We start from the raw sequence: 24,795 nt of genomic DNA on the forward strand, positions 1-24,795 counted from the left end.
TACGGGGCTGGTGGATGCCCGTAGGCGCCGGCCTTGCCGGCGAAGGGGTCAGTGCAGGTCGAAGGTATCGGCATCCAGGTTGGCCGGGAACCGCGTGCGGTACGCAGCCAGGTCCGCCGCACTCAGCACCACGGTGAACACGCCGTCGGCCTCGCCGGCACTGAGCAGGCTCTCGCCCTGGAAGTCCAGCACCTGGCTGTCGCCGCTGTAGCCAAAGCCCTTGCCATCGGTGCCCACGCGGTTCACCGCCGCCACATAGCACAGGTTCTCGATGCCCCGTGCCGGCAGCAGGCGGTTCCAGTGCAGGCGCCGCGCCGCCGGCCAGTTGGCGGTGTACAGCAGCAGGTCGGTGTCCTGTGCATCGCGGCTCCACACCGGGAAGCGCAGGTCGTAGCAGATCAGCGGGCGCACCCGCCACCCCTTGAGCTCGAACTGCACCTGGCGCTCGCCGGGGGTGTAATGCTTGTGCTCGCCGGCCATGCGGAACAGGTGGCGCTTGTCGTAGAACAGGATCTCGCCGTCCGGGCGCGCCCACAGCAGGCGGTTGCGGTGGCTGCCGTCCTCGGCCTGGATGATCACGCTGCCGGTCACCACGGCATCGAGCTTCCTGGCCTGGCTCTTGAGCCATTTGTAGGTGGGGCCGTTTTCCGGCTCGGCCAGGCTTTCGGAGTCCATCGAAAAACCGGTGGTGAACATCTCCGGCAGGATGATCAGGTCCGCGCCGCGGGCCTGCTCCAGCAGCACCTCGAAATGCTCGTAGTTGGCCATGCGGTCCTGCCAGGCCAGGCTGGTCTGCACCAGCGCCACGGTCAGGTTGGGCAATGTACTCAGATCGCGCATAGTTTTTCCGCTGCCTGACGCAGCGTCTCCTCGCGTTTGGCGAAACACAGGCGCACCAGGCGCTGCTCGGGAATGGGTTGCTGGTAGAACACCGACACCGGAATGGTCGCCACGCCGTGTTCGCGGGTCAGCCATACCGACATCTGCACGTCGTCGAGGTCCGGGCGAATCGCCGAATAGTCCACCAGCTGGAAATACGTACCGGCCACCGGCTTGAACTGGAAGCGAGAGCCTTGCAGCAGGCCACAGAACAGGTCGCGCTTGGCCTGGTAGAACGCCGGCAGCTCTTCGACATGTTCCGGGTGCTCGGCCATGAAATCGGCCAGCGCCCACTGCAGCGGCGTCACGCCGCAGAAGTTGACGTACTGATGCACCTTGCGCAACTCGGCACTCAGGGCTGGCGGCGCGATCACATAGCCGGTCTTCCAGCCGGTCACGTGGTAGGTCTTGCCGAACGAACTGACCACGAAGGCCCGCGCGTACAGGGCCTCGTGGGCCAGCACGCTGGCGTGGCGCGCGCCGTCGTACACCAGGTGCTCGTACACCTCGTCGCTGAGCACATAGATGTCACGGTCGGCGATCAGCGCCGCCAGCTGGTCCAGCTCGGCACGGGTAATCAGCGCGCCGCTGGGGTTGTGCGGCGAGTTGATGACGATCATGCGGGTACGCGGGCTCAGCGCATCGCTGAGTTTCTGCCAGTCGATGGCAAAGCTGTCGGCGCCCAGTTGCACGTGCACGCAACGGCCACCGGCCAGTTCCACGGCGGGTTCGTAGCTGTCGTAGCAGGGGTCGAAGACGATGACTTCGTCGCCGGGGCGGATCACCGCGTGGATGGCGCAGAAGATCGCGGCCGTGGCGCCGGGGGTGATGGTCACCTCGTGGTCGGCATCGACCGTCACGCCATACTGGCGAGCGACCTTGGCCGCTACCTGCTGACGCAGGGCCGGCAGGCCGGTCATGGGGGAATACTGGTTGTGGCCGGCACCGATGTGCCGCCCTACCGCGTCCAGCAGCGCTTGCGGGCCGTTGAAATCGGGAAAGCCCTGGGACAGGTTCAGGGCGCCGGTTTGCACGGCGAGCTGGGACATGGTGGTAAAGATGGTGGTGCCGACGTTCGGCAACTTGCTGCTGATCATGGAGCCCTCTTTCCTGCGCGGTCAGGCTCCGAGCATAGCGGATTGGACCGCCAGGTTGTAGGAGCCAGCGTTGCTGGCGAAAGGGTAAGCGCGGTTCAGTTGATCCGCGCTGCCCATTTCGCCGGCAAGGCCGGCTCCCGCACCATCAGCGCTTGTCCTTGCGCTTCTTGGCCGACTTCTTGTGGTGCGACATCAGGCGGCGCTTCTTGTTGACCTGGCGGTCGGTCAGGGTGTTCTTGTTGCCTTCGTACGGGTTCTCGCCACCCTTGTACTCGATGCGAATCGGCGTACCGACCAGCTTGAGCACACGGCGGTAGGTGTTTTCCAGGTAGCGCGAGTAGGACTTGGGCACCTTCTCCACCTGGTTGCCGTGGATCACGATGATCGGCGGGTTGGCACCCCCCAGGTGGGCATAGCGCAGCTTGATGCGACGGCTGTTGACCATCGGCGGCTGGTGCTCGCTGACCGCGTCTTCGAGGATCTGGGTCAGGCGGCTGGTCGGCCAGCGGGTGACCGCCGACTTGAACGAGTTCTGCACCGACTGGTACAGGTTGCCCACGCCAGTGCCGTGCAGTGCCGAAATGAAGTGAATGTCGGCGAAGTCGACGAAGAACAGCCGGCGTTCCAGCTCGGTTTTCACGTAGTCACGCTCGCCCGGCTGCATGCCGTCCCACTTGTTGAGCGCGATCACGATGGCGCGACCGGCTTCCAGGGCGAAGCCCAGCAGGTTCAGGTCGTGGTCCACCACGCCTTCGCGGGCATCCATGACGAAGATCACCACGTTGGCGTCCTTGATCGCCTGCAGGGTCTTGACCACCGAGAACTTTTCGACTTCCTCGTGGATCTTGCCGCGCTTGCGCACACCGGCGGTGTCGATCAGCGTGTACTTCTCGTCATTGCGCTCGAAGGGAATGTAGATGCTGTCGCGGGTGGTACCGGGCTGGTCGTACACGATCACACGGTCTTCACCGAGCATGCGGTTGACCAGGGTCGACTTGCCGACGTTGGGGCGACCGATGATGGCGATCTTGATGCCATCCTTCTCGCTGGGGCCAGGAATGCGCACGGCTTCCTCGCCCTCGGCGACGTTCATGTCGATCTCTTCTTCTTCCTTGTCCCGCGGGAAGTCGCTGAGCACAGCCTCGAGCAGGTTGTTCACGCCACGGCCCTGGGCGCCGGCCACGCCGATGGCGTTGCCCATGCCCAACGGTGCGAACTCGGCAATGGCGGTGTTCGGGTCGATGTTGTCGATCTTGTTGGCCACCAGGAACGAGCGCTTGTTGCGCTTGCGCAGGTGCTCGGAAATCATCTGGTCGGCAGCGGTCAGACCGGCACGGGCATCGACCAGGAACAGCACCACATCGGCTTCTTCGATGGCCAGCAGCGACTGCTCGGCCATTTTTTCGTCCATGCCATGTTCGTCACCGGAGATACCACCGGTGTCGACCAGGATGTAGGAGCGCCCTTGCCAGCGCGCCTCGCCATATTGACGGTCACGGGTCAGGCCAGACAGGTCGCCAACGATGGCATCGCGGGTCCTGGTCAGGCGGTTGAACATTGTAGATTTGCCGACGTTCGGTCGGCCCACCAGGGCGATTACGGGAACCATGCGGCTCTCCACTGCTTGAATTCAAAAAATACAAAGGCCGCTGCAGTGCAGCGGCCGGAGTTCGGGCGGCGCCCCGAAGGCGCCGCAGCCCGAGGCCCGCAGGCCTCAAGCATAGACTCAGCGAATGGTCAGCGCCTCGAGTTTGCCGCTGTTGCCAAACACATAAATCATGTCACCTACCACCAGCGGGCGTGCACGCAGGCCATCGCTGTCGATGCGCTCGCGACCCACGAAGCGGCCGTCCACCTGGCTCAGCAGGTGCAGGTAACCTTCCAGGTCACCCACGGCCACGTAGCTGGAGAACACTTCCGGTGCCGACAGCTGGCGACGGGCCAGCGAGTCGTTGCTCCACAGCGCCGACGAAGAACGCTCGTCGATGCCTTCGACCGTACCGGACGCCAGGCTCACGTAGACGTTGCCAAAGCCCTGGGCCACACCGGCGTAGCTGGAGGCATCGCGCTGCCACAGCACGCGACCGCTTTCCAGCTCGAGGCCGGCGACGCGCCCCTGGTAGCTGGCCACGTACAGCACACCGCCCGACAGCAGCAGGCCGCCGTCGATATCCACCACGCGGTCCAGCTCGGAACGCCCTTGCGGAACGGCAACACGTTGCTCCCAGACCGGCACGCCGTTCTGGGTGTCCAGCGCCACGACCTTGCCGGTCGAGAGGCCGGCCACGGCCAGGCGGTTGGTCACGATCGGCGCACCGGTACCGCGCAGGGTCAGTACGGCCGGGGTGCTTTCGTAGATCCAGCGGCGGTCGCCGGTGCTGGCATCCAGGCCGATCACGCGATCGTCCTGGGTCTGCACCACCACCACGTCACCGTTGGTCGCCGGGGGCGCCAGTACTTCACTGGTGACCCGCGCACGCCACTTTTCTTCGCCGGTGCTGGCATCCATGGCGATCACTTCACCCTTGAGGGTGCCGAGCATGACCAGGCCGTAGCCGACACCCACCGCACCGGATACCGGCAGGTCGAGGTCTTTCTTCCAGATCACGTCGCCGTTCATGCGGTCCAGCGCCATCACCACGCCGGTCACATCGGCGGCGTAGATGCGGTCGTTCTCGATGGCCGGGACGAGCATGTTGAAGCTCTCGCCCTGGCCGTCACCGATCGAACGGCTCCACTGCTTCTTCAGTACCACCTCTTCGGTGAACTTGGTCAGCTCGGCCGGCGGCAGTTCCTTTTTGCTGTTGCTGCTGCAACCAACGGCCAGAAGGGCCACGGCCAGCACTGCTGCATGTTTCCAACCGATCACGTCACGCATCCCCTTTGGCAAGGTCGTCGAGCTTGAGTTGCAGGCCACCGATCGCGGCGTCATCCGACAGCGCGGCCTTGGCCTTCTGATACGCGGCGTGAGCATCATCGGCGCGACCCAGCTGTACCAGCAGGTCGCCCTTGAGTTCTTCACGGCTGGCCAGGAAGGCCTTGTCGGCATCGCCATCGAGCAGCTTCAGGGCGTCATCGACCTTGTTCTGCGCGGCCAGTACACGGGCCAGGCGCTGACGGGCAATTTCGCCCAGGGTGGCGTCGGCCGGCTTGTCGAGCACGCTTTTCAGTTCGCTGGCGGCGTCGTCGAGCTTGCCGCTCTCGACCGCGACCTTGGCCACGAACAGGCTGGCGTACTGCGCGTAGGCCGTGCCGCCGAACTCGCTCTTGAGCTTGCCCGACAGGTCCGCGACCTGGGCCATGTCCGGCTGGCCGGTCGGCGTCAGGGTGGTTTCAAGCAGGGCCTGATAAAGGTTCGAAGCACCTTGGGACTGGTTGCCCTGGTACTTCTGCCAGGTCTGCCAGCCCAACACTACCACCAGCGCCAACAGGCCACCGGTCAGCAGTGGTTTGCCGTTGCGCTGCCACCAATCCTTGAATGCGGCCAGTTGTTCATCATCGCTACTCGACACCCCAATACTCCTTTTCACCAAATCGGCTGTTGACCCGCTTCACGCCTGCGCGAGGGAAGCTTCCAGGTGCTCGGCCAGAGCATCCCAGGCAATGTTTTGTTGTTCGCCCTGACCACGCAGGGGTTTGAAACCTACCACTTGTTGCGCCAGTTCGTCGTCCCCCAGGATCAAGGCATACAGAGCGTTGCTCTTGTCGGCCTTCTTGAACTGGCTCTTGAAGCTGCCGCCACCGGCATTGACCTGCAGGCGCAAGCCCGGCAGGCGGTCACGCAGACGCTCGCTCAGGGCCAGCCCGGCGAGTTCGGCCTGTTCGCCAAAGGCGCACAGGTAGACGTCGATCTGACGCGAAATCGACTCGGGCACCTGGCCCAGGGTCTCGATCAGCAGCAGCAGACGCTCGATGCCCATGGCAAAACCCACGCCCGGGGTCGGCTTGCCGCCCATCTGCTCGACCAGGCCGTCGTAGCGGCCACCGGCACATACGGTGCCCTGGGAACCGAGCTTGTCGGTGACCCACTCGAACACGGTCTTGCTGTAGTAGTCCAGGCCGCGCACCAGCTTGGTGTTGATCACGAACGGAATGCCGGCGGCGTCCAGACGAGCCTTGAGCCCCTCGAAGTGCACGCGCGATTCTTCGTCCAGGTAGTCTTCGAGCTTCGGTGCACCCACCAGCGCCGCCTGGGTGTTGGCGTCCTTGCTGTCGAGGATGCGCAGCGGGTTGGTCTTGAGACGACGTTGGCTGTCTTCGTCCAGTTGCTCCAGGCGCGCCGAGAGGAACTCGACCAGCGCGTCACGGTAACGGCCGCGGGCTTCGCTGGTACCCAGGCTGTTGAGTTCGAGCTTGACCGCATCGCGGATGCCCAGCAGGCCCCACAGGCGCCAGGTGAGCACGATCAGCTCGGCGTCGATGTCCGGGCCATCGAGGTTGAACACCTCCAGGCCGATCTGGTGGAACTGGCGATAGCGGCCCTTCTGCGGGCGCTCGTGGCGGAACATCTGGCCGATGTACCAGAGCTTCTGCACCTGGCCACCACCGCTGATGCCGTGCTCGAGCACGGCGCGCACGCAGGCGGCGGTGCCTTCGGGGCGCAGGGTCAGGGAGTCGCCGTTGCGGTCGGCGAAGGTGTACATCTCTTTTTCGACGATGTCGGTCACTTCACCGATGGAACGCTTGAACAGCTCGGTCGGCTCGACGATCGGGGTGCGGATCTGGCGATAGCCGTAGGTGTCCAGCAGGCCGGCCACGGTGCTCTCGAAATAGCGCCACAGCGGGGTCTGCTCGGGCAGGATGTCGTTCATGCCACGAATGGCTTGCAGCGATTTGCTCACGGTAAATCCTTAACGAAATCGGTGTCGGTCAACCGCGGGCAATCACTGCCGCGTCGGCCTCGGCCTTCTCAGCCGCTTTCTGGCGGATGAGTTTTTCCAGCTCATCCACCAGGTTGTCATTGGTCAGCTTCTGCGCCGGCTTGCCATCGATGTAGATCAGGTTCGGCGTGCCGCCGGTGAGCCCCACGTGGGCTTCCTTGGCTTCGCCAGGGCCGTTGACCACACAGCCGATCACCGCCACGTCCAGCGGTACCAGCAGGTCTTCGAGGCGCCCTTCTAGCTCGTTCATGGTCTTGACCACATCGAAGTTCTGCCGCGAGCAGCTCGGGCAGGCGATGAAGTTGATGCCACGCGAACGCAGGTGCAGCGACTTGAGGATGTCGTAGCCGACCTTCACTTCCTCGACCGGGTCGGCGGCAAGCGAGATGCGGATAGTATCGCCAATCCCTTCGGCAAGCAGCATACCGAGGCCCACGGCCGATTTCACCGTGCCCGAGCGCAGGCCGCCGGCTTCGGTGATGCCCAGGTGCAGCGGCTGCACGATCTGCTTGGCCAGCAGGCGATAGGCCTCGACGGCCATGAACACGTCGGAGGCCTTCACGCTGACCTTGAAGTCCTGGAAGTCCAGGCGATCGAGGTGCTCCACGTGACGCATGGCCGACTCCACCAGGGCCGCCGGGGTGGGCTCGCCGTACTTCTTCTGCAGGTCCTTTTCCAGGGAGCCGGCGTTGACGCCGATACGGATAGGGATGCCGCGATCACGCGCGGCATCCACCACCGCACGCACGCGGTCTTCGCGGCCGATGTTGCCGGGGTTGATGCGCAGGCAGTCCACACCCAGCTCGGCCACGCGCAAGGCGATGCGGTAGTCGAAGTGGATATCGGCCACCAGCGGCACGCTGACCCGCTGCTTGATGCGGCCGAAGGCTTCGGCCGCGTCCATGTCCGGTACCGAGACGCGCACGATGTCGACGCCGGCATCCACCAGGCGGGTGATCTGTGCGACGGTGGCATCGACGTCGTTGGTGTCGGTGTTGGTCATGCTCTGGACGGCGATGGGTGCATCGCCGCCGACAGGCACATTACCTACCCAGATTTTGCGCGATTCGCGACGTTTGATCGGAGATTCGCCGTGCATGACTTATTGTCCCAACTTCAGGCGAGCAGTCTCGCCACTGGTGAACGGCGCCACGTCGACGGGCTGGCCGTTGAAACTGATCTGTGCGCCACGGGCAAAGCCCAGGCGTACCGCGAACGGCGGCTTGCCGGTCAGCTCGAGGGTCTCGCCCTTGCGCTTGGTGGCATTGACCAGCACCTTGCCGTTGCCGTCGGTGACCGAAGTCCAGCAATCGGCAACGAACTGCATGTGCAACGAGGCGCTGCCGGCAGCCGGTGCAGCCGCTGGCGCAGCGGGGGTGGCGGGGGTGGCAGGCGCAGGGGCGGCAGCCACAGCCGGGGCGCTGGCCGCAGGGGCCGGCGCTACGGGAGCCGGGGCTACGGGTGCGGCAGGCGCAGCTGGCGCCGGGTTGCTGGCGGCCGGGGCCTGTGCGGCAGCCTCGTCGGTGGCAGGCTGGGCCTGCTCGGCCGGTGCGCTGGCAGCCGGCGCTTCCTGGCTTTCGGCCACGGCCTGGTCTTCAGGCTCGTCCAGCGGGTGGATCTGGGTGGTACCGTCGGCGCTCTCGACCTCGACGTGTTCCATGGCCAGGCTGGCCAGGTCCTTGCCGCGCAGGCTGGTCTGGTCCTGCCACCAGAAGAAGCCACCGCCGATCACCAGGATCAGCAGCAACAGGCTGACGATGCGCAGGATGTTGTGCGACAGGCGTACCGGCTCTTCGATACGCCCCAGCGCATGCACGTCGCTGCCCTGGGAATTGCTGCCGGTGGCCTGGTCGAAGGCCAGCACCAGTTCGGCCTGGTCCATCTCGAACAGCTTGGCGTAGGCACGGATATAGCCGCGGGCGAAGGTATGCCCTGGCAGCTTGTCGAACGCGCCGGTTTCAAGGTTGTTCAGGGAACTCACGGTCAGGTTGAGCTTGCGGGCCACTTCGGCCTGCGACAAGCCCTTGCTTTCACGGGCCTGACGCAAGGTCTCACCGGGATTCTGGCGAGTCGCTGCTGCTACTTCGGGATGCGCCGCTTTCATCATTGCTCCGACAGGTATTGCTGATATTCCGGCGTACCGGGATAAAGTCGTTGTAATTGCACGCCCAGTTCGGCGGCCTTGTCAGGTTCTTCGAATACAGTTGCCAGGCGCGAACCCAGCAGCAGGCTGCGGGGGCCGTGATCGCTCAGCTGGCTGAAACGATCGTAGTAGTCGCGCGCCGGCACATAATGCCTGTCTTCGTAAGACAACTCAGCCATTTCGAGCAACGCGCGCGGTTGCTGCTGGTTGAGCCGTAAAGCCTTTTGCAGGTGTTCACGCGCCTGCTCGCGCTGACCCAGCTTGATGGCGGTCAGGCCAAGGTTCTCGAAAACCCGGGAGCGTTCAGGATACAGGGTATCGGCCGCCGCTTGGCGAAACATCTGCTGCGCCTGGGCATAGCGCCCCTGTGCATACAGGAAACTGCCGAAATTGTTGCGAATACGGGGGTCGTCGGGGTTGGCAGCCAGGGCCTTGCGGTAATACCCCTCGGCCAGCGCCGGCTCGTCCTCGCGCTGGAACACAAGGGCCAGCGCGGCATTGGCTGCCGGGTCGCGAGCGTCCAGTTCAAGGGCCTTTTTCAGCGGCACCTTGGCGCGTTCGGTCAAACCTTGTTGCAAATAACCCAGGCCCAGTTGCACATAGGCCTGGCGTGCCTCTTCGCGCCCCTTGCCGCTTTGCAGCGGGTCGGAACTGCCGCTGCCGACGCAGCCGGCAAGCAGCGTCAGCAACAGGGTTGGCAGCGCGGCGCGCAGGCCCATGTCGGCCTCAGTTGCCCGCCGCGCCGGTTTGCGGCATATCGGCGTCGGCATTGAGCTGCCGTACCGCGATATAGCGCTCACTGCGGCGCGTGCGGTCCATCACCTGCCCCACCAGCTGACCACAGGCCGCGTCGATGTCCTCGCCACGGGTGGTGCGCACGGTAACGTTGTAGCCGGCCTGGTGCAGGTGGTCCTGGAAGCGGCGGATCGCGTTGTTGCTCGGACGCTCGTAGCCGGAGTGCGGGAACGGGTTGAACGGAATCAGGTTGATCTTGCACGGGATGTTCTTGAGCAGCTCGACCATCTCGACCGCGTGCTCGAGCTTGTCGTTGACGTCCTTGAGCAGGGTGTACTCGATGGTCAGCACACGCTTCTCGCCGAGTTCGGCCATGTAGCGCATGCACGACTCGAGCAGCATCTTGAGCGGGTACTTCTTGTTGATCGGTACCAGCTCGTTGCGCAGGGCGTCGTTGGGTGCGTGCAGCGACAGCGCCAGGGACACGTCGATGTGCTTGGCCAGCTGGTCGATCATCGGCACCACGCCGGAGGTGGACAGGGTCACACGGCGCTTGGAAATGCCGTAGCCCAGGTCGTCCATCATCAGGTGCATGGCGGCGACCACGTTGTCGAAGTTGAGCAGCGGCTCACCCATGCCCATCATCACCACGTTGGTGATGGCGCGGTCGATGGTGGCGGGAATGCTGCCGAACGACTTGTTGGCAATCCACACCTGGCCGATCACTTCGGCGGCGGTGAGGTTGCTGTTGAATCCTTGCTTGCCGGTGGAGCAGAAACTGCAGTCCAGGGCGCAACCGGCCTGGGACGAGACACACAGGGTGCCACGCTTGCCCTGGGGGATGTACACGGTCTCGACGCAGCTGCCGGACGCCACGCGCACCACCCACTTGCGGGTGCCGTCGCTGGAGATGTCCTCGCTGACCACTTCGGGGCCGCGAATCTCGGCAACGGCCTTGAGCTTCTCGCGCAGGGCCTTGCCGACATTCGTCATGGCGTCGAAATCATCGACGCCAAAGTGGTGAATCCATTTCATTACCTGGCCGGCACGGAAACGCTTCTCCCCGATGGACTCGAAGAATTTTTCCATTTCCGGCTGGGTCAGGCCCAACAGGTTAGTTTTACCAGTCGATGTCGTCATGGATTCACCCTCACTCGTAAGCTGTCGCTTAGCGAGCGGTTACCTCGGTAGCTGCGAAGAAGTACGAGATTTCGCGAGCAGCAGCGGCTTCGGAGTCCGAACCGTGAACGGCGTTGGCGTCGATCGACTCGGCGAAGTCGGCACGGATGGTACCGGCAGCAGCTTCTTTAGGGTTGGTGGCGCCCATCAGCTCACGGTTCAGAGCGATGGCGTTTTCGCCTTCCAGAACCTGTACAACGACCGGGCCGGAGATCATGAAGGCAACCAGGTCACCGAAGAAGCCGCGCTCTTTGTGCTCGGCGTAGAAGCCTTCGGCTTCGGCTTTGGACAGTTGCTTGAGTTTCGAGGCAACGACGCGCAGGCCGGCTTTTTCGAAACGGGTGGTGATCTCGCCGATCACGTTCTTGGCAACGGCGTCAGGCTTGATGATGGAGAAAGTACGTTGAACAGCCATGGTGTAACTCCAGAAACAGTAAGTGAAGCGAAAAATTAAACCCGCGAATTATACGCGGGTTCCGGGGGATTGCCTAACCTGCCGAGTGCGCTCAGTCGGCTTCTTCGATCCAGGCGGCCTGAATGGCTTCAAGCACCTTCTCTCCGCCACGGTTCGGATCGTCGCTGAAGTCGGGCAGGGCCTGCACCCAGCGGCTCAGTTCGACGAAATTCACGTAGCGAGGATCGACTTCCGGCTTGCTTTCGGCAAGCTGAATTGCAATTTCAAGTACATCAACCCATTTCAGGCTCATGATGACTCCAACGGTCAGTGCGGCGCTTCGGCGGCGTGGTTGAGCGAGTATTTCGGGATCTCGACGGTCACGTCCTCGGTGCCGACCTTGGCCTGGCAGGTCAGGCGCGACGTGGGCTCCAGGCCCCAGGCGCGGTCGAGGTAGTCCTCTTCCAGCTCGTCGGCCTCGTTCAGCGAGTTGAAACCCTCGCGGATCACGCAGTGGCACGTGGTGCAGGCGCAGACGCCGCCGCAGGCGCTTTCGATCTCGATGTGGTTGTCATGGGCCACTTCAAGGATGGACTTGCCGGTTTCGGCCTCCACCACCATTCCGTCCGGACAGAACTTCTCGTGGGGCAGAAAAATCACCTGCGGCATCAGTTACTCCTCGATCTCATTCAGGTTGCGCCCGGCCAAAGCGGCTTTTACCGTCGAATCAAGGCGACGGGCGGCAAAGGCATCGGTCACTTGCGACAGACGCTTGGTCTGCTGCTCGATGGCGGCGCCATCGGTACCGTTCATCAAATCACGCAAGTCTTGCATCTGTTGTTCGATCGCCAGGCGCTCTTCGGCGTCCAGCAGGCGCTCGCCATCGGCGTCCAGCGCGCCCTGCACCGCTTCGAGCAGACGCTCGGCGTCTACCTGGTGCTCGCGCAGCTGGCGCGCCACCTTGTCGTAGCCGGCATGTTCGAAGGAGTCCTTGAGCATGCGAGTGATCTCGCCGTCGGTCAGGCCGTAGGACGGCTTGACCTGAATGCTCGATTCCACACCCGAGCCCAGCTCGCGCGCCGAAACGCTGAGCAGGCCGTCGGCGTCGACCTGGAAGGTGACGCGAATCTTCGCCGCACCGGCCACCATGGCCGGGATGCCGCGCAGTTCGAAGCGCGCCAGGGAGCGGCAGTCGCTGATCAGCTCACGCTCACCCTGCAGCACGTGGATCATCATGGCCGACTGGCCGTCCTTGTACGTGGTGAATTCCTGGGCACGGGCAACCGGAATGGTGGTGTTGCGCGGGATCACCTTCTCCATCAACCCGCCCATGGTTTCCAGCCCCAGGGACAGCGGAATCACGTCGAGCAGCAGCAGTTCGCCGCCGTCGCGCTTGTTGCCGGCCAGGGTATCGGCCTGGATCGCGGCGCCGATGGCCACCACCTGATCGGGGTCGATCTCGGTCAGCGGGGTACGCCCGAACAGCGCGCCCACCGCCTCGCGCACACGCGGCACGCGAGTGGAACCACCGACCATGACCACGGCTTCGACTTCATCCAGCTCGATGCCACAGTCGCGCACGGCGCGGCGACAGGCCTTGAGGCTGCGCGCCACCATCGGTTCGATCAGCGCGTCGAAGCCGGCACGGGTCAGCTCGCCCTGCCAGGCGCCATGGCTCACGGACACGACATCGCTGTTGGTCAACGCTTCCTTGGCCGCACAGGCAGCTTGCAGCAGTTGACGCTGGGTGCCGGGGTCGAGGTCGGCAGACAGGCCCGCCTGCTCGATGATCCAGCCGGCCACCGCATGGTCGAAATCATCGCCGCCCAGGGCGCTGTCGCCGCCGGTGGCCATCACTTCGAACACACCGCCGGTCAGGCGCAGGATGGAAATGTCGAAGGTGCCGCCGCCCAGGTCATAGATGGCCACCACGCCTTCGGCGTTCTGGTCCAGGCCATAGGCCACAGCCGCAGCAGTCGGTTCGTTGAGCAGGCGCAGCACGTTCAGCCCGGCCAGGCGCGCAGCGTCCTTGGTGGCCTGGCGCTGAGCGTCGTCGAAGTACGCCGGCACGGTGATCACCGCGCCGACCAGCTCGCCACCCAGGGTGGCTTCGGCGCGCTGGCGCAGCACCTTGAGAATGTCGGCCGAGACTTCCACCGGGCTTTTCGGGCCCTGCACCGTGTCGATGAACGGCATGTGCGACTCGCCGCCGACAAAGCGGTAGGGCAGTTGCTCGCCCAGTTGCTTGACGTCGGCCAGGCCGCGCCCCATCAGGCGCTTGACCGACAGCACGGTGTTCAGCGGGTCGCTGGAGGCCGCGTCACGGGCACTGTAGCCCACGTCGACATGGTTGGCGTGATAGCGCACCGCCGACGGCAGGATGACCCGGCCCTCGGCGTCTGGCAGCGGTTCGGAAATGCCGCTGCGCAATGCAGCGACCAGCGAATTGGTGGTGCCAAGGTCAATGCCCACGGCCAGGCGGCGCTGATGGGGCTGTGGCGTCTGACCGGGTTCGGCGATCTGCAGTAGGGCCATGCTTATCTGATACCAGGGGTGTCGCCAACGGCGCCACCGGGTTAATCGTCGAGGCGCTCTTCCAGCTGGCGCACTTCATAGGCGAGCTTGTCGAGGAACTGCATGCGGCGCATCAGGCGCTCGGCCTGTTCACGCTGCGCAGCATCCTCCCAGCAGGCGGCGAAGTCCTCGTTGAGTGCTTCCTGGGCGACCTTCAGGCGGCGCTTGAACGCGGCCACGCCATCGAGGTCGGCACTGTCCTGCAGGTCTTCGAGCTCTTCTCGCCATTGCATCTGCTGGAAGAGGAACTCGGGGTCGTGGACAGTGACTTCCTGCGGCACTTCGTGGCCCCCCATCGCCAACAGGTAGCGCGCCCGCTTGGGCGCACTCCTGAGGGTCTGGTAGGCATCGTTGAGGCCGGCCGAGCGCTCCAGCGCCAGGCGCTGTTCACGCTCGGGGGCATCGGCGAAGCGGTCCGGGTGAACCTCGCGGGCCAGCTCGCGATAGCGCGCGGCCAGCTTGTCGAGGTCCAGGCGAAAGCCCGGCTGCAGGTCAAACAGGGCGAAATGACAAGGAGTACCCACGCGCAGCCTCAGACGTTGAAGCTTTCGCCGCAGCCACACTCACCGCGCACGTTGGGATTGTTGAACTTGAAGCCTTCGTTCAACCCTTCCTTGACGAAATCCAGTTCGGTTCCGTCCAGATAAACCAGGCTTTTCGGGTCGATGATCACCTTGACGCCGTGACTTTCGAACACCTGGTCCTCGCTGTCCGGCGCGTCGACGAACTCCAGCACATAGGCCAGGCCCGAGCAGCCGGTGGTGCGAACGCCCAGGCGAATGCCGTCACCCTTGCCGCGTCCTTCGAGGGAGCGCCGCACGTGGTTGGCGGCGGCTTCTGTCATGCTGATAGCCATCGAGACTCCTTACCTGCAACAGGCGAACTTAGAGCAAACCTTTCTTCTGCTTGTAATCGCGCACGGCCGCCTTGATGGCGTCCTCGGCGAGTACCGAGCAGTGGATCTTCACCGGCGGCAACGCCAGTTCTTCGGCCAGCTGGGTGTTCTTGATGGTTTCGGCTTCGTCCAGGGTCTTGCCCTTCATCCACTCGGTAGCGAGGGAGCTGGAAGCGATGGCCGAACCACAGCCGTAGGTCTTGAACTTGGCATCTTCGATGACGCCCTGCTCGTTGACCTTGATCTGCAGGCGCATCACGTCGCCGCACGCAGGCGCGCCGACCATGCCGGTACCGACATCCGGGTCCTCGGCATTCATCTTGCCGACGTTGCGTGGGTTTTCGTAGTGGTCGATGACCTTTTCACTGTAAGCCATGGTGCTATTCCTTCCTCATCAGAGAGCCGCTCTTGCTGGCGACTACTTAGTGCGCAGCCCACTCGATCTTGGAGATGTCGACGCCGTCTTTGTACATATCCCACAGCGGCGACAATTCGCGCAGCTTGGTCACGGCCTCGCAGACCTTCTGCGCGGCGTAGTCGATTTCTTCTTCGGTGGTGAAGCGACCGAAGGTGAAGCGGATCGAGCTGTGCGCCAGTTCGTCGTTGCGGCCCAGGGCGCGCAGCACGTAGGACGGCTCGAGCGACGCCGAGGTGCACGCCGAACCCGAAGACACTGCCAGGTCCTTGAGGGCCATGATCAGCGACTCGCCTTCGACGTAGTTGAAGCTCAGGTTCAGGTTGTGCGGAATACGCGCGGTCATGCTGCCGTTGATGTACAGCTCTTCAAGGTTCTCGACCTGCTTGTAGAAGCGGTCGCTCAGGGCCTTGATGCGCAGGTTCTCGCTGGCCATCAGCTCCTTGGCGATGGCGAAGGCTTCGCCCATGCCGACGATCTGGTGGGTAGCCAGGGTGCCCGAACGCATGCCGCGCTCGTGACCGCCGCCGTGCATGGTGGCTTCAAGACGCACGCGCGGCTTGCGGCTGACGTACAGCGCGCCGATGCCTTTGGGGCCGTAGGTCTTGTGCGCCGAGAACGACATCAGGTCGACCTTCAGCTTCTGCAGGTCGATCTCGACCTTGCCGGTGGACTGCGCGGCATCGACGTGGAACATGACGCCACGCGAGCGGGTCAGCTCGCCAATGGCGGCGATGTCGTTGATGGTGCCGATTTCATTGTTCACGTGCATGATCGACACCAGGATGGTGTCTTCACGCAGGGCTGCCTCGACCATGGCCGGGGTGATCAGGCCATCGGCGCCCGGCTCGATGTAGGTGACTTCGAAGCCTTCACGTTCCAGCTGACGGGTGCTGTCCAGAACGGCCTTGTGCTCGATCTTGGAGGTGATCAGGTGCTTGCCCTTGGTGCCGTAGAAGTGCGCGACGCCCTTGATTGCCAGGTTGTCGGACTCGGTGGCGCCACTGGTCCAGACAATTTCCCGCGGGTCGGCGTTGACCAGGTCGGCGACCTGGCGGCGAGCGTTCTCGACCGCTTCTTCGGCTTTCCAGCCAAAGACGTGGGAACGCGAGGCCGGGTTACCGAAGTTCCCGTCGACCAGCAGGCAATCGCTCATCTTCTGGGCGACACGTGGGTCGACCGGGGTGGTCGCGGAGTAATCGAGGTAGATCGGCAACTTCATTGAATATCTCCTATCAGGCGGGCTCATCGCACAGTCGAAACGGTCATTCGACGGCGGATGTCTCAATCTTGTCCAGATGCGGTGTCCGGCCCGCCATGCGGCGCAGGTCCTGACGCTGGGCGACTTCTTGCACCTCACGGCGAGTAACAAGGTCAGCCAGGCTGATACCGCTCAGAAATTCGTGAATCTGCTGGCTGAGATCACACCACAAGTGGTGGGTCAGGCAGGTATCGCCAGCGTGGCAATCACCCAGGCCCTGGCAGCGTGTAGCGTCGACCGATTCGTTGACCGCATCGATCACCTGGGCTACCTGGATGCTTTCCATCACGCGCGACAGCTGGTAGCCGCCGCCTGGACCGCGCACGCTGGAGACCAGACTGCTGCGACGCAGCTTGGCAAACAGCTGCTCCAGATAGGAAAGGGAGATGCCTTGGCGCTCGGAAATGTCGGCCAGGGACACCGGCCCGTTTTGCGCGTGCAACGCCAGGTCAAGCATGGCAGTCACGGCGTATCGGCCTTTTGTAGTCAGTCGCATGGCTATTTGGTACCACGGGAGTTACGGGATGTGTGCGAGTATGCGATTCCCGAGCATTTAAGTCAACTATAAGACCTACTGCTTTAGTCGGGATTGCGCCTGAGAGGCGGCGCAGAGTGTAGCAAAGTCGGGCGCGCCAGCGCACGCCCTTCTGTCAATGCGTCGACGCGTCGCTGCGGGCGTCGGCCTTCACATCCGCGAAGTCTTCGTCACGCAGGGCCGGCAGTTCCTTGGCGCAGTAGTCGCTGCCCAGGTTCTTGAGGGCACCGCACATGTCCTCCAGGCGCCCGTCCACCGCTTGCAGGTGGTCGAGCAACTGGCCGATGGCGCGGGCCACCGGGTCGGGCATGTCTTCGCTCACGCCGTAGGCGTCGAAGCCGATCTTCTCGGCCATGGCCTTGCGCCGGGCCTCCTGCTCGGCGTCGGACTTGACGATGATACGCCCCGGGATGCCCACCGCCGTGGCGCCGGCCGGCACCGCCTTGGTGACCACAGCATTGGAGCCGATCTTGGCCCCCGCGCCCACGGTGAACGGACCCAGCACCTTGGCGCCGGCCCCCACCACCACGCCGTCCTCCAGGGTCGGGTGGCGCTTGCCCTTGTTCCAGCTGGTGCCGCCCAGGGTCACGCCCTGGTACAGGGTCACGTCATCGCCGATCTCGGCGGTTTCGCCGATCACGATGCCCATGCCGTGGTCGATGAAGAAGCGCCGGCCTACCTTTGCACCGGGGTGAATCTCGATGCCGGTCATCCAGCGACCGAAGTTGGACACCAGCCGCGCCAGCCACTTCCAGTCCCGTACCCACAGGGCATGCGCCGCGCGGTGCAGCCAGATCGCATGCATGCCCGGGTAGCAGGTCAGCACTTCAAAGGCATTGCGCGCCGCCGGGTCACGGTGGAAAACGCTTTGGATATCTTCACGCAGACGCTCGAACATTTACTGATCCTTCCGCTTGTGCGCATCGCCCCGGGCCGCTTTCTGGGTTTCGGTGAGGATGCCGCGCAAAATGCTTATTTCCGATCGACTGACCGCGCTGCGCCCGTACAGGCGACGCAAACGCGGCATCAGGTGCTTGGGCTTGGTCGGGTCGAGAAAGCCGATGTCCACCAGCGCGGACTCCAGGTGCTGGTAGAACAGCTCCATTTCGTCCATGGTCGCCAGCTCGGCGCTTCGCACCGAGGCCACTTCGACCTTCTCGACTTTCGACGCCTGCCCGTCGGCTGCCAGCCAGGCCATGCGCACTTCATAGGCCAGGACCTGGACCGCAGCCGCCAGATTCAGCGAACTGAAATCCGGGTTGGACGGGATATGCACGTGATAATGACATCGCTGCAGCTCGTCGTTGGTCAGGCCGGCATGTTCACGGCCGAACACCAGCGCCACCTCGGCACCCTCGCCTGCCTGCTCGACGACCTTGGCGCCGCATTCGCGCGGATCGAGCAGGGGCCACGGGATGCGCCGGTCGCGGGCACTGGTGCCCACCACCAGGGTGCAGCCCACCAGCGCATCCTCGAGCGTGGCCACCACCTCGGCACCCGCCAGCACGTCATCGGCGCCGGAGGCACGGGCACTGGCCTCGTGGGAAGGAAAGTCGTTCGGCTCGACCAGCACCAGGCGCGACAGGCCCATGTTCTTCATGGCGCGCGCAGCCCCACCGATATTGCCGGGGTGACTGGTATTGACCAGGACGACACGAATTCTTGGCAGCACGGGACGGCTCACAGACACGGAAGGAAGGGAGCAAATCTTACAGAAGCGACCGGCATTACGCTATGAAAGCAAATGTCGCCCTTCTTCGTTCAAAGTTTTCTGCTAGAATGTTCGGCTTTCTTTAACGACCCAGGTGAAACGTCCATGCAGCCCATGCTGAATATCGCGCTGCGCGCCGCCCGCAGCGCCAGTGAATTGATTTTCCGCTCCATCGAGCGCCTGGATACCATCAAGGTAGATGAGAAAGACGCCAAGGATTACGTCTCCGAAGTCGACCGCGCGGCGGAAAAAGTCATCGTCGACGCCCTGCGCAAGGCGTACCCCAACCACTCCATCTACGGTGAAGAAACCGGCCTGCACGCTGGCAACGGCGAAGAAGGCAAGGACTACCTGTGGGTCATCGACCCGCTCGACGGTACCACCAACTTCCTGCGTGGCGTCCCTCACTTTGCCGTGAGCATCGCGTGCAAGTACCGCGGCCGCCTGGAACACGCCGTGGTCCTCGACCCGGTACGCCAGGAAGAATTCACCGCCAGCCGTGGCCGTGGCGCCCAGCTCAATGGTCGCCGCCTGCGCGTCAGCGGTCGCACCAGCCTGGACGGCGCCCTGCTGGGTACCGGCTTCCCGTTCCGTGACAACCAGATGGATGGCCTGGACAACTACCTGGGCATGTTCCGTGCCCTGGTCGGCCAGACCGCCGGCATCCGCCGCGCCGGCGCCGCGAGCCTGGACCTGGCCTACGTGGCCGCCGGCCGCTTCGATGCGTTCTGGGAGTCGGGCCTGAGCGAGTGGGACATGGCTGCAGGCGCACTGCTGATCCAGGAAGCGGGCGGCCTGGTGAGCGACTTCACCGGTGGTCATGACTTCCTCGAGAAGGGCCACATCGTTGCCGGCAACATCAAGTGCTTCAAGGCGGTGTTGACGGCGATCCAGCCGCACCTGCCGGCTTCGCTGAAGCGCTGAGTTTCAGCCGGGCAATAAAAAAGCACCCTTCGGGGTGCTTTTTTGTGGCTGGCTTTCGGGCCTCTTCGCCGGCAAGGCCGGCGCCTACAGGTTGCGCATGGCTTTGTAGGAGCCCGCCTTGCCGGCGAAAGGGCCATCACTGCCCAGGCTGTGCCTGCGTCAGTACCAGCTTGCCATTCTCGTCCAGCGGGATCTGCGAACCCGGGTCGCGCTCCATGCGCACCTGCCCGGCCTTGTCGCCAATCGAATACTTCACGTCGTACCCCACCACCTTCTCGCTCAGGTCATTGACCGTGTTGCAGCGGGTTTGCGTGGTGGTGTAGGTATCGCGGTTCTGCATGCCTTCCTGCACCTTGTTGCCGGCATAGCCACCACCGACGGCACCGGCCACGGTCGCGATCTTCTTGCCATTGCCGCCGCCGATCTGGTTACCCAGCAACCCACCTGCCACGGCGCCCAGCACGGTACCGGCGATCTGGTGCTGATCCTTCACCGGCGCCTGACGGGTCACCGTGACATCCTTGCAGACTTCCCGAGGCGTCTTGACGGTCTGCTTGACCGGCTGCACCGACGTCACCTGCGCGTATTGCGGCCCGCCCTTGACCAAGCTGTAGGTAGCCACGGCACCTCCGGCAGTGACACCGACAGCACCCAGCACCGCACCCACCAGCATTGACTTGTTCACGTGAACCTCCTGATTTACCTGCGGGAACACGCCCGCGCTTCTCCCAGCCTTGGAGCATAAAAAAAGGCGCGAGTTCAATACTCGCGCCTTCTTGTACCGCTCAGGACAGTGGCAAAAAGCCTTATGGACGCTCGTCCACACCCTCGGTTTTCACCGGCGGGATCAGGTCTTCACTGTTCAGGTTCAGCCAGATCAGCACCACGTTGGCGATGTAGATCGACGAGTAGGTACCGGCCATTACACCGATGAACAGTGCCAGCGAGAAGCCCCACAGGTTGTCACCACCGAAGAACAGCAGTGCCGCGATCGCCAGCAAGGTGGACACCGAGGTGGCCACGGTACGCAGCAGGGTCTGGGTGGTCGAGACGTTGATGTTCTCGATCAGCGAAGCCTTGCGCATCACGCGGAAGTTTTCCCGTACCCGGTCGAACACCACGATGGTGTCGTTGAGCGAGTAGCCGATGATCGCCAGCACCGCCGCCAGCACCGTCAGGTCGAAGGTGATCTGGAAGAACGACAGGATGCCCATGGTCACGATCACGTCGTGCACCAGCGACAGGATGGCGCCCACCGCAAACTTCCACTGGAAGCGGAAGGCCAGGTAGACCAGGATGCCGCCCAGCGCCAGCAGCATGCCCAGGCCGCCCTGGTCACGCAGTTCCTCGCCCACCTGCGGGCCGACGAACTCGACACGCTTGACCGTGGCCGGGTTGTCGGTGCTGATCTTCTGCAGTGCCTCGGCCACCTTGTTGCCCAGCATCGGGTCGTCGCCCGGCATGCGCACCAGCAGGTCGGTGGTAGCACCGAAGCTCTGCACCACGGCATCGTGGAAGCCGGACCTGACCAGCTCTTCACGAACCTCGCCAAGGTTGGCCGGGCGCTCGTAGGTCAGCTCGATGAGCGTACCGCCAGTGAAGTCCAGGCCGAAGTTGAGCCCTTTGTAGAACCAGCTGAACAGTGCCAGCACAGTCAGCAGCAGGGTGACGCCGAACGCGACGTTCCGCACACCCATGAAGTTAATGGTACGTAACATGGCAGCCCCTTATACCCACAACTTCTTGATATCCCGCCCACCGCAGGTCAGGTTGACCATTGCGCGGGTGACCATGACGGCCGTGAACATCGAGGTGAAAATCCCGAGGGACATGGTAACCGCGAAGCCCTTGACCGGACCGGTACCCATGGCGAACAGGATGCCGCCCACCAGCAGGGTGGTCAGGTTGGCATCGACGATCGCGGTGTAGGCACGGTTGAAGCCTTCGTGGATGGCGCGCTGCACCGACATGCCATTGGCCAGCTCTTCACGTATGCGCGAGAAGATCAATACGTTGGCGTCGACCGCCATACCCATGGTCAGCACGATACCGGCAATGCCCGGCAGGGTCAGCGTAGCCCCCAGCAGCGACATCAGCGCCAGCAGCAGCACCATGTTGCCCGCCAGGGCGATGGTGGCGATCAGGCCGAAGGCACGGTAGATGGCCATGATGAACAGCGACACGAACAGCATGCCCCACAGCGATGCATCGATACCCTTGGTGATGTTGTCGGCACCCAGGCTCGGGCCAATGGTACGTTCTTCGGCGAAGTACATCGGCGCCGCCAGACCACCGGCACGCAGCAGCAGGGCCAGTTCGGACGACTCACCCTGGCCGTTCAGGCCGGTGATGCGGAACTGGCTGCCCAGCGGCGACTGGATGGTCGCCAGGCTGATGATGCGCTTCTCTTCCACGAACGACTGCACCGGCACGTCTTTCTCGACACCGTCGACCATCTGCTTGACGTAGCGGGTAACCGGACGCTGTTCGATGAAGATCACCGCCATGCTGCGCCCGACGTTGCTGCGCGTGGCGCGGCTCATCAGTTCGCCGCCGTGGCCATCCAGGCGGATGTTCACCTGCGGGCGACCCTGCTCGTCGAAGCTGGCCTGGGCGTCGGTGACCTGGTCACCGGTGATGATCAGGCCACGCTCGACCGCTGCCGGTGGGCGACCGCCCTCACGGAACTCGAAGGTCTCGGTAGTAGCCTTGGACGCACCCGGCTCGGCACCCAGACGGAACTCCAGGTTCGCGGTCTTGCCCAGGATACGCTTGGCTTCGGCGGTGTCCTGCACGCCTGGCAGCTCGACCACGATGCGGTTGGCACCCTGGCGCTGAACCAGTGGCTCGGCCACACCCAGTTCGTTGACGCGGTTACGTACCGTGGTCAGGTTCTGCTTGATCGAGTATTCACGGATTTCCGCGACCTTGGCCGGGGTAATCGCCAGACGCAGCACCGACAGGCCGTTACGCTCGGTGGTGGTCAGCTCGAAATCGTTGAAATTCTTGCGGATCAGGCTGCGAGCCTGTTCGCGGGACTGGTCATCGGAGAAGCCCAGTTGAATGCCGCCATCTTGCTGCGGCAGGCTGCGGTAGCGCACACGCTCCTTGCGCAGCAGGCTTTTGACTTCGCCTTCGTACACCTTCAGACGTGCCGCCATGGCCTTGTCCATGTCCACTTCAAGCAGGAAGTGCACACCACCGGACAGGTCCAGGCCCAGCTTCATCGGGCTTGCACCCAGGTTGCGCAGCCATTGCGGAGTGGTCGGGGCCAGGTTCAGTGCAACGACGTAGTCGTCACCCAGCGCCTTGCGCACAACGTCCTTGGCCGGCAGTTGGTCGTCCTGTTTGGCCAGACGCACCAGTGCGCCCTTGCCCTTCTCGCCCAGGCTTGCACCCTTGACCGCGATACCGGCGTCGGCCAGTGCCTTGGTGGCACGGTCCAGGTCGGCCTGGCTGACCTGCAGCGCCGTGCTGGCACCACTGACCTGAATAGCCGCGTCGTCAGGGTAGAGGTTGGGAGCGGAATAAATAAAACCGATCGCCAGTACCGCCAGGATCAGTGCGTATTTCCATAGAGGATATTTGTTCAGCATCACGCCGCCCGTTCAAGACGCGGGGCGCCTTGCGCGCCCCGTCGATTGTAGAAAATCTGAAACTTAGATCGCTTTGAGCGTGCCCTTGGGCAGGGTCGCGGCAATAGCACCCTTCTGGAACTTCAGTTCCACGGTGTCGGACACTTCCAGCACCACGAAGTCATCGGCCACTTTGACGATCTTGCCGGCAATACCGCCGTTGGTGACAACTTCGTCACCTTTCTGCAGGTTGCTCAGCAGGTTCTTCTGCTCTTTGGCGCGCTTGGCCTGTGGACGCCAGATCATCAGGTAGAAGATGACCAGGAAGCCGACCAGGAAAATCCACTCGAAGCCGGTACCGGCTGGGCCGGCGGCAGCTGCCGGGGCTGCTGCGTCCGCGTAAGCGGCAGGAATCAGAAAGCTCATTTAGCACTCCAAGTTGCAAGTTGTTGTACGTGTGTCAGGTTCGACAGAACATCAATCCAAGGGCGGCACAGGCAGCCCGCGCTTGGCGTAAAAGGCATCGACAAAGGCGGCCAATGTACCCTGTTGAATAGCCTCGCGCAAACCAGCCATCAGGCGCTGGTAATGACGCAAGTTGTGGATGGTATTCAACATGCTGCCCAACATTTCGCCGCATTTATCCAGGTGATGCAGATAAGCGCGGGAGAAGTTCTGGCAGGTGTAGCAGTCACAGGTCGGATCCAGTGGCGAATCATCATGGCGATGGAACGCGTTACGGATTTTAAGCACGCCGGTATCGACAAACAGATGACCGTTGCGCGCATTGCGCGTGGGCATCACGCAATCGAACATGTCGACGCCGCGGCGCACACCCTCAACGAGATCTTCCGGCTTGCCTACCCCCATAAGGTAACGAGGTTTGTCAGCCGGCATCATGCCCGGCAGGTAGTCCAGCACCTTGATCATCTCGTGCTTGGGCTCGCCCACCGACAGCCCGCCAATGGCCAGGCCGTCGAAGCCGATCTTGTCCAGGCCCTCGAGCGAACGCTCGCGCAGGTTGCGGTGCATGCCGCCCTGCACGATGCCGAACAGCGCCGCAGTGCTGTCGCCGTGGGCGTTCTTCGAGCGCTGGGCCCAGCGCAGCGACAGCTCCATGGAGATGCGCGCCACATCTTCATCGGCCGGGTACGGGGTGCACTCGTCGAAAATCATCACCACGTCCGAGCCCAGGTCGCGCTGCACCTGCATCGACTCTTCCGGGCCCATGAACACCTTGGAGCCGTCCACCGGGGAGGCGAAGGTCACGCCCTCCTCCTTGATCTTGCGCATCGCGCCCAGGCTGAACACCTGGAAGCCGCCGGAGTCGGTGAGGATCGGGCCCTGCCACTTCATGAAGTCGTGCAGGTCGCCGTGGGCCTTGATCACCTCGGTGCCCGGGCGCAGCCACAGGTGGAAGGTGTTGCCCAGGATCATCTGCGCGCCGATGGCCTCGATGTCGCGCGGCAGCATGCCCTTGACCGTGCCATAGGTGCCCACCGGCATGAAGGCCGGGGTTTCGACCACGCCCCGGGGGAATGTCAGGCGGCCGCGACGGGCCTTGCCGTCGGTGGCCAGCAACTCGAAGGACATACGAC

At 63.5% G+C, this 24,795-nt stretch carries 27 protein-coding genes; 1 reads left to right on the forward strand and 26 read right to left on the reverse strand.

All coding sequences use genetic code 11. The annotated features are described in order from the left end of the window. Positions 1-48: 48 nt before the first annotated feature. The 21 genes from CR917_RS21030 to trmJ form a co-directional block, all read right to left on the reverse strand. Positions 49-840, reverse strand: coding sequence for an amidohydrolase (locus CR917_RS21030; protein ID WP_043862515.1), 792 nt, complete (start codon positions 838-840; stop codon positions 49-51). Further along, positions 828-1,976, reverse strand: coding sequence for a pyridoxal phosphate-dependent aminotransferase (locus CR917_RS21035; protein WP_043862516.1), 1,149 nt, complete (start codon positions 1,974-1,976; stop codon positions 828-830). The genes CR917_RS21030 and CR917_RS21035 overlap by 13 nt, the downstream gene beginning before the upstream one ends. A gap of 145 nt (positions 1,977-2,121) precedes the next feature. Further along, positions 2,122-3,585, reverse strand: a complete 1,464-nt coding sequence (gene der, locus CR917_RS21040) for a ribosome biogenesis GTPase Der (protein WP_043862517.1) — start codon at positions 3,583-3,585, stop codon at positions 2,122-2,124. Positions 3,586-3,702: 117 nt separating this feature from the next. Beyond that, entirely contained in the window at positions 3,703-4,854 is a 1,152-nt protein-coding gene (gene bamB, locus CR917_RS21045) for an outer membrane protein assembly factor BamB (RefSeq protein ID WP_054916600.1), read from the reverse strand. Then, positions 4,847-5,488: a tetratricopeptide repeat protein gene (locus tag CR917_RS21050; RefSeq protein WP_043862519.1), complete on the reverse strand. Its 642-nt coding sequence runs from the start codon at positions 5,486-5,488 to the stop codon at positions 4,847-4,849. Before CR917_RS21050 ends, bamB begins: the two co-directional genes overlap by 8 nt. Before the next feature lie 39 nt (positions 5,489-5,527). Beyond that, a complete protein-coding gene (gene hisS, locus CR917_RS21055) occupies positions 5,528-6,817 on the reverse strand; it encodes a histidine--tRNA ligase (RefSeq protein WP_054916601.1) in 1,290 nt (429 codons plus the stop codon). A gap of 28 nt (positions 6,818-6,845) precedes the next feature. After that, the gene (gene ispG / locus CR917_RS21060; RefSeq protein WP_043862521.1) at positions 6,846-7,955 is read right to left on the reverse strand and encodes a flavodoxin-dependent (E)-4-hydroxy-3-methylbut-2-enyl-diphosphate synthase; all 1,110 of its coding nucleotides are present in this window, start codon (positions 7,953-7,955) and stop codon (positions 6,846-6,848) included. Between the two features lie 3 nt (positions 7,956-7,958). Continuing rightward, entirely contained in the window at positions 7,959-8,960 is a 1,002-nt protein-coding gene (locus tag CR917_RS21065; protein ID WP_104572913.1) for a RodZ domain-containing protein, read from the reverse strand. Then, on the reverse strand, positions 8,960-9,718 hold the full coding sequence (gene pilW / locus CR917_RS21070) for a type IV pilus biogenesis/stability protein PilW (RefSeq protein WP_043864471.1): 759 nt from the start codon (positions 9,716-9,718) through the stop codon (positions 8,960-8,962). The genes CR917_RS21065 and pilW overlap by 1 nt, the downstream gene beginning before the upstream one ends. Before the next feature lie 7 nt (positions 9,719-9,725). Then, a complete protein-coding gene (gene rlmN, locus CR917_RS21075) occupies positions 9,726-10,874 on the reverse strand; it encodes a 23S rRNA (adenine(2503)-C(2))-methyltransferase RlmN (RefSeq protein ID WP_054916603.1) in 1,149 nt (382 codons plus the stop codon). Positions 10,875-10,902: 28 nt separating this feature from the next. Then, positions 10,903-11,328: a nucleoside-diphosphate kinase gene (gene ndk / locus CR917_RS21080; RefSeq protein WP_043864469.1), complete on the reverse strand. Its 426-nt coding sequence runs from the start codon at positions 11,326-11,328 to the stop codon at positions 10,903-10,905. A gap of 91 nt (positions 11,329-11,419) precedes the next feature. Beyond that, entirely contained in the window at positions 11,420-11,620 is a 201-nt protein-coding gene (gene iscX, locus CR917_RS21085; protein ID WP_043864468.1) for a Fe-S cluster assembly protein IscX, read from the reverse strand. Positions 11,621-11,634: 14 nt separating this feature from the next. Further along, entirely contained in the window at positions 11,635-11,976 is a 342-nt protein-coding gene (gene fdx / locus CR917_RS21090; protein ID WP_043864467.1) for an ISC system 2Fe-2S type ferredoxin, read from the reverse strand. A gap of 3 nt (positions 11,977-11,979) precedes the next feature. After that, positions 11,980-13,842: a Fe-S protein assembly chaperone HscA gene (hscA, locus tag CR917_RS21095; RefSeq protein ID WP_078479943.1), complete on the reverse strand. Its 1,863-nt coding sequence runs from the start codon at positions 13,840-13,842 to the stop codon at positions 11,980-11,982. 41 nt (positions 13,843-13,883) lie between these two features. Continuing rightward, positions 13,884-14,405: a co-chaperone HscB gene (hscB, locus tag CR917_RS21100; RefSeq protein WP_043864465.1), complete on the reverse strand. Its 522-nt coding sequence runs from the start codon at positions 14,403-14,405 to the stop codon at positions 13,884-13,886. Between the two features lie 8 nt (positions 14,406-14,413). Next, a complete protein-coding gene (gene iscA, locus CR917_RS21105) occupies positions 14,414-14,737 on the reverse strand; it encodes an iron-sulfur cluster assembly protein IscA (protein WP_043864464.1) in 324 nt (107 codons plus the stop codon). 28 nt (positions 14,738-14,765) lie between these two features. Continuing rightward, entirely contained in the window at positions 14,766-15,152 is a 387-nt protein-coding gene (gene iscU / locus CR917_RS21110) for a Fe-S cluster assembly scaffold IscU (RefSeq protein ID WP_002552476.1), read from the reverse strand. Positions 15,153-15,198: 46 nt separating this feature from the next. Next, complete coding sequence (locus CR917_RS21115) at positions 15,199-16,413, reverse strand: IscS subfamily cysteine desulfurase (RefSeq protein ID WP_043864463.1); 1,215 nt, start codon at positions 16,411-16,413, stop codon at positions 15,199-15,201. A 43-nt stretch (positions 16,414-16,456) separates the two neighbouring features. Further along, on the reverse strand, positions 16,457-16,948 hold the full coding sequence (gene iscR / locus CR917_RS21120) for a Fe-S cluster assembly transcriptional regulator IscR (RefSeq protein WP_043864462.1): 492 nt from the start codon (positions 16,946-16,948) through the stop codon (positions 16,457-16,459). A gap of 154 nt (positions 16,949-17,102) precedes the next feature. Then, positions 17,103-17,885: a serine O-acetyltransferase gene (cysE, locus tag CR917_RS21125; RefSeq protein ID WP_054916605.1), complete on the reverse strand. Its 783-nt coding sequence runs from the start codon at positions 17,883-17,885 to the stop codon at positions 17,103-17,105. Further along, complete coding sequence (gene trmJ / locus CR917_RS21130) at positions 17,886-18,659, reverse strand: tRNA (cytosine(32)/uridine(32)-2'-O)-methyltransferase TrmJ (protein ID WP_043864460.1); 774 nt, start codon at positions 18,657-18,659, stop codon at positions 17,886-17,888. It lies immediately after the preceding gene. 144 nt (positions 18,660-18,803) lie between these two features. Here trmJ and suhB point away from each other — a divergent pair, with 144 nt between their 5' ends. Beyond that, positions 18,804-19,622: an inositol-phosphate phosphatase gene (gene suhB / locus CR917_RS21135; protein WP_043864459.1), complete on the forward strand. Its 819-nt coding sequence runs from the start codon at positions 18,804-18,806 to the stop codon at positions 19,620-19,622. Positions 19,623-19,758: 136 nt separating this feature from the next. On the opposite strand, the gene CR917_RS21140 is transcribed toward suhB, so the two are convergent. The 5 genes from CR917_RS21140 to tgt form a co-directional block, all read right to left on the reverse strand. Continuing rightward, positions 19,759-20,307, reverse strand: coding sequence for a glycine zipper 2TM domain-containing protein (locus tag CR917_RS21140; RefSeq protein ID WP_043864458.1), 549 nt, complete (start codon positions 20,305-20,307; stop codon positions 19,759-19,761). 121 nt (positions 20,308-20,428) lie between these two features. After that, positions 20,429-21,340 (reverse strand): protein translocase subunit SecF, encoded by a 912-nt coding sequence (secF, locus tag CR917_RS21145; RefSeq protein WP_043864457.1) that lies wholly within the window; start codon positions 21,338-21,340, stop codon positions 20,429-20,431. Between the two features lie 9 nt (positions 21,341-21,349). Next, positions 21,350-23,218, reverse strand: coding sequence for a protein translocase subunit SecD (gene secD / locus CR917_RS21150; RefSeq protein WP_054916607.1), 1,869 nt, complete (start codon positions 23,216-23,218; stop codon positions 21,350-21,352). 63 nt (positions 23,219-23,281) lie between these two features. Then, positions 23,282-23,623: a preprotein translocase subunit YajC gene (yajC, locus tag CR917_RS21155; RefSeq protein WP_043864455.1), complete on the reverse strand. Its 342-nt coding sequence runs from the start codon at positions 23,621-23,623 to the stop codon at positions 23,282-23,284. Positions 23,624-23,674: 51 nt separating this feature from the next. Then, a complete protein-coding gene (tgt, locus tag CR917_RS21160) occupies positions 23,675-24,790 on the reverse strand; it encodes a tRNA guanosine(34) transglycosylase Tgt (protein ID WP_162484886.1) in 1,116 nt (371 codons plus the stop codon). Between the last annotated feature and the right edge of the window lie 5 nt (positions 24,791-24,795).

This window comes from Pseudomonas sp. BRM28, from assembly GCF_002939405.1.
Classification (GTDB): Bacteria; Pseudomonadota; Gammaproteobacteria; order Pseudomonadales; family Pseudomonadaceae; genus Aquipseudomonas; species Aquipseudomonas palmensis.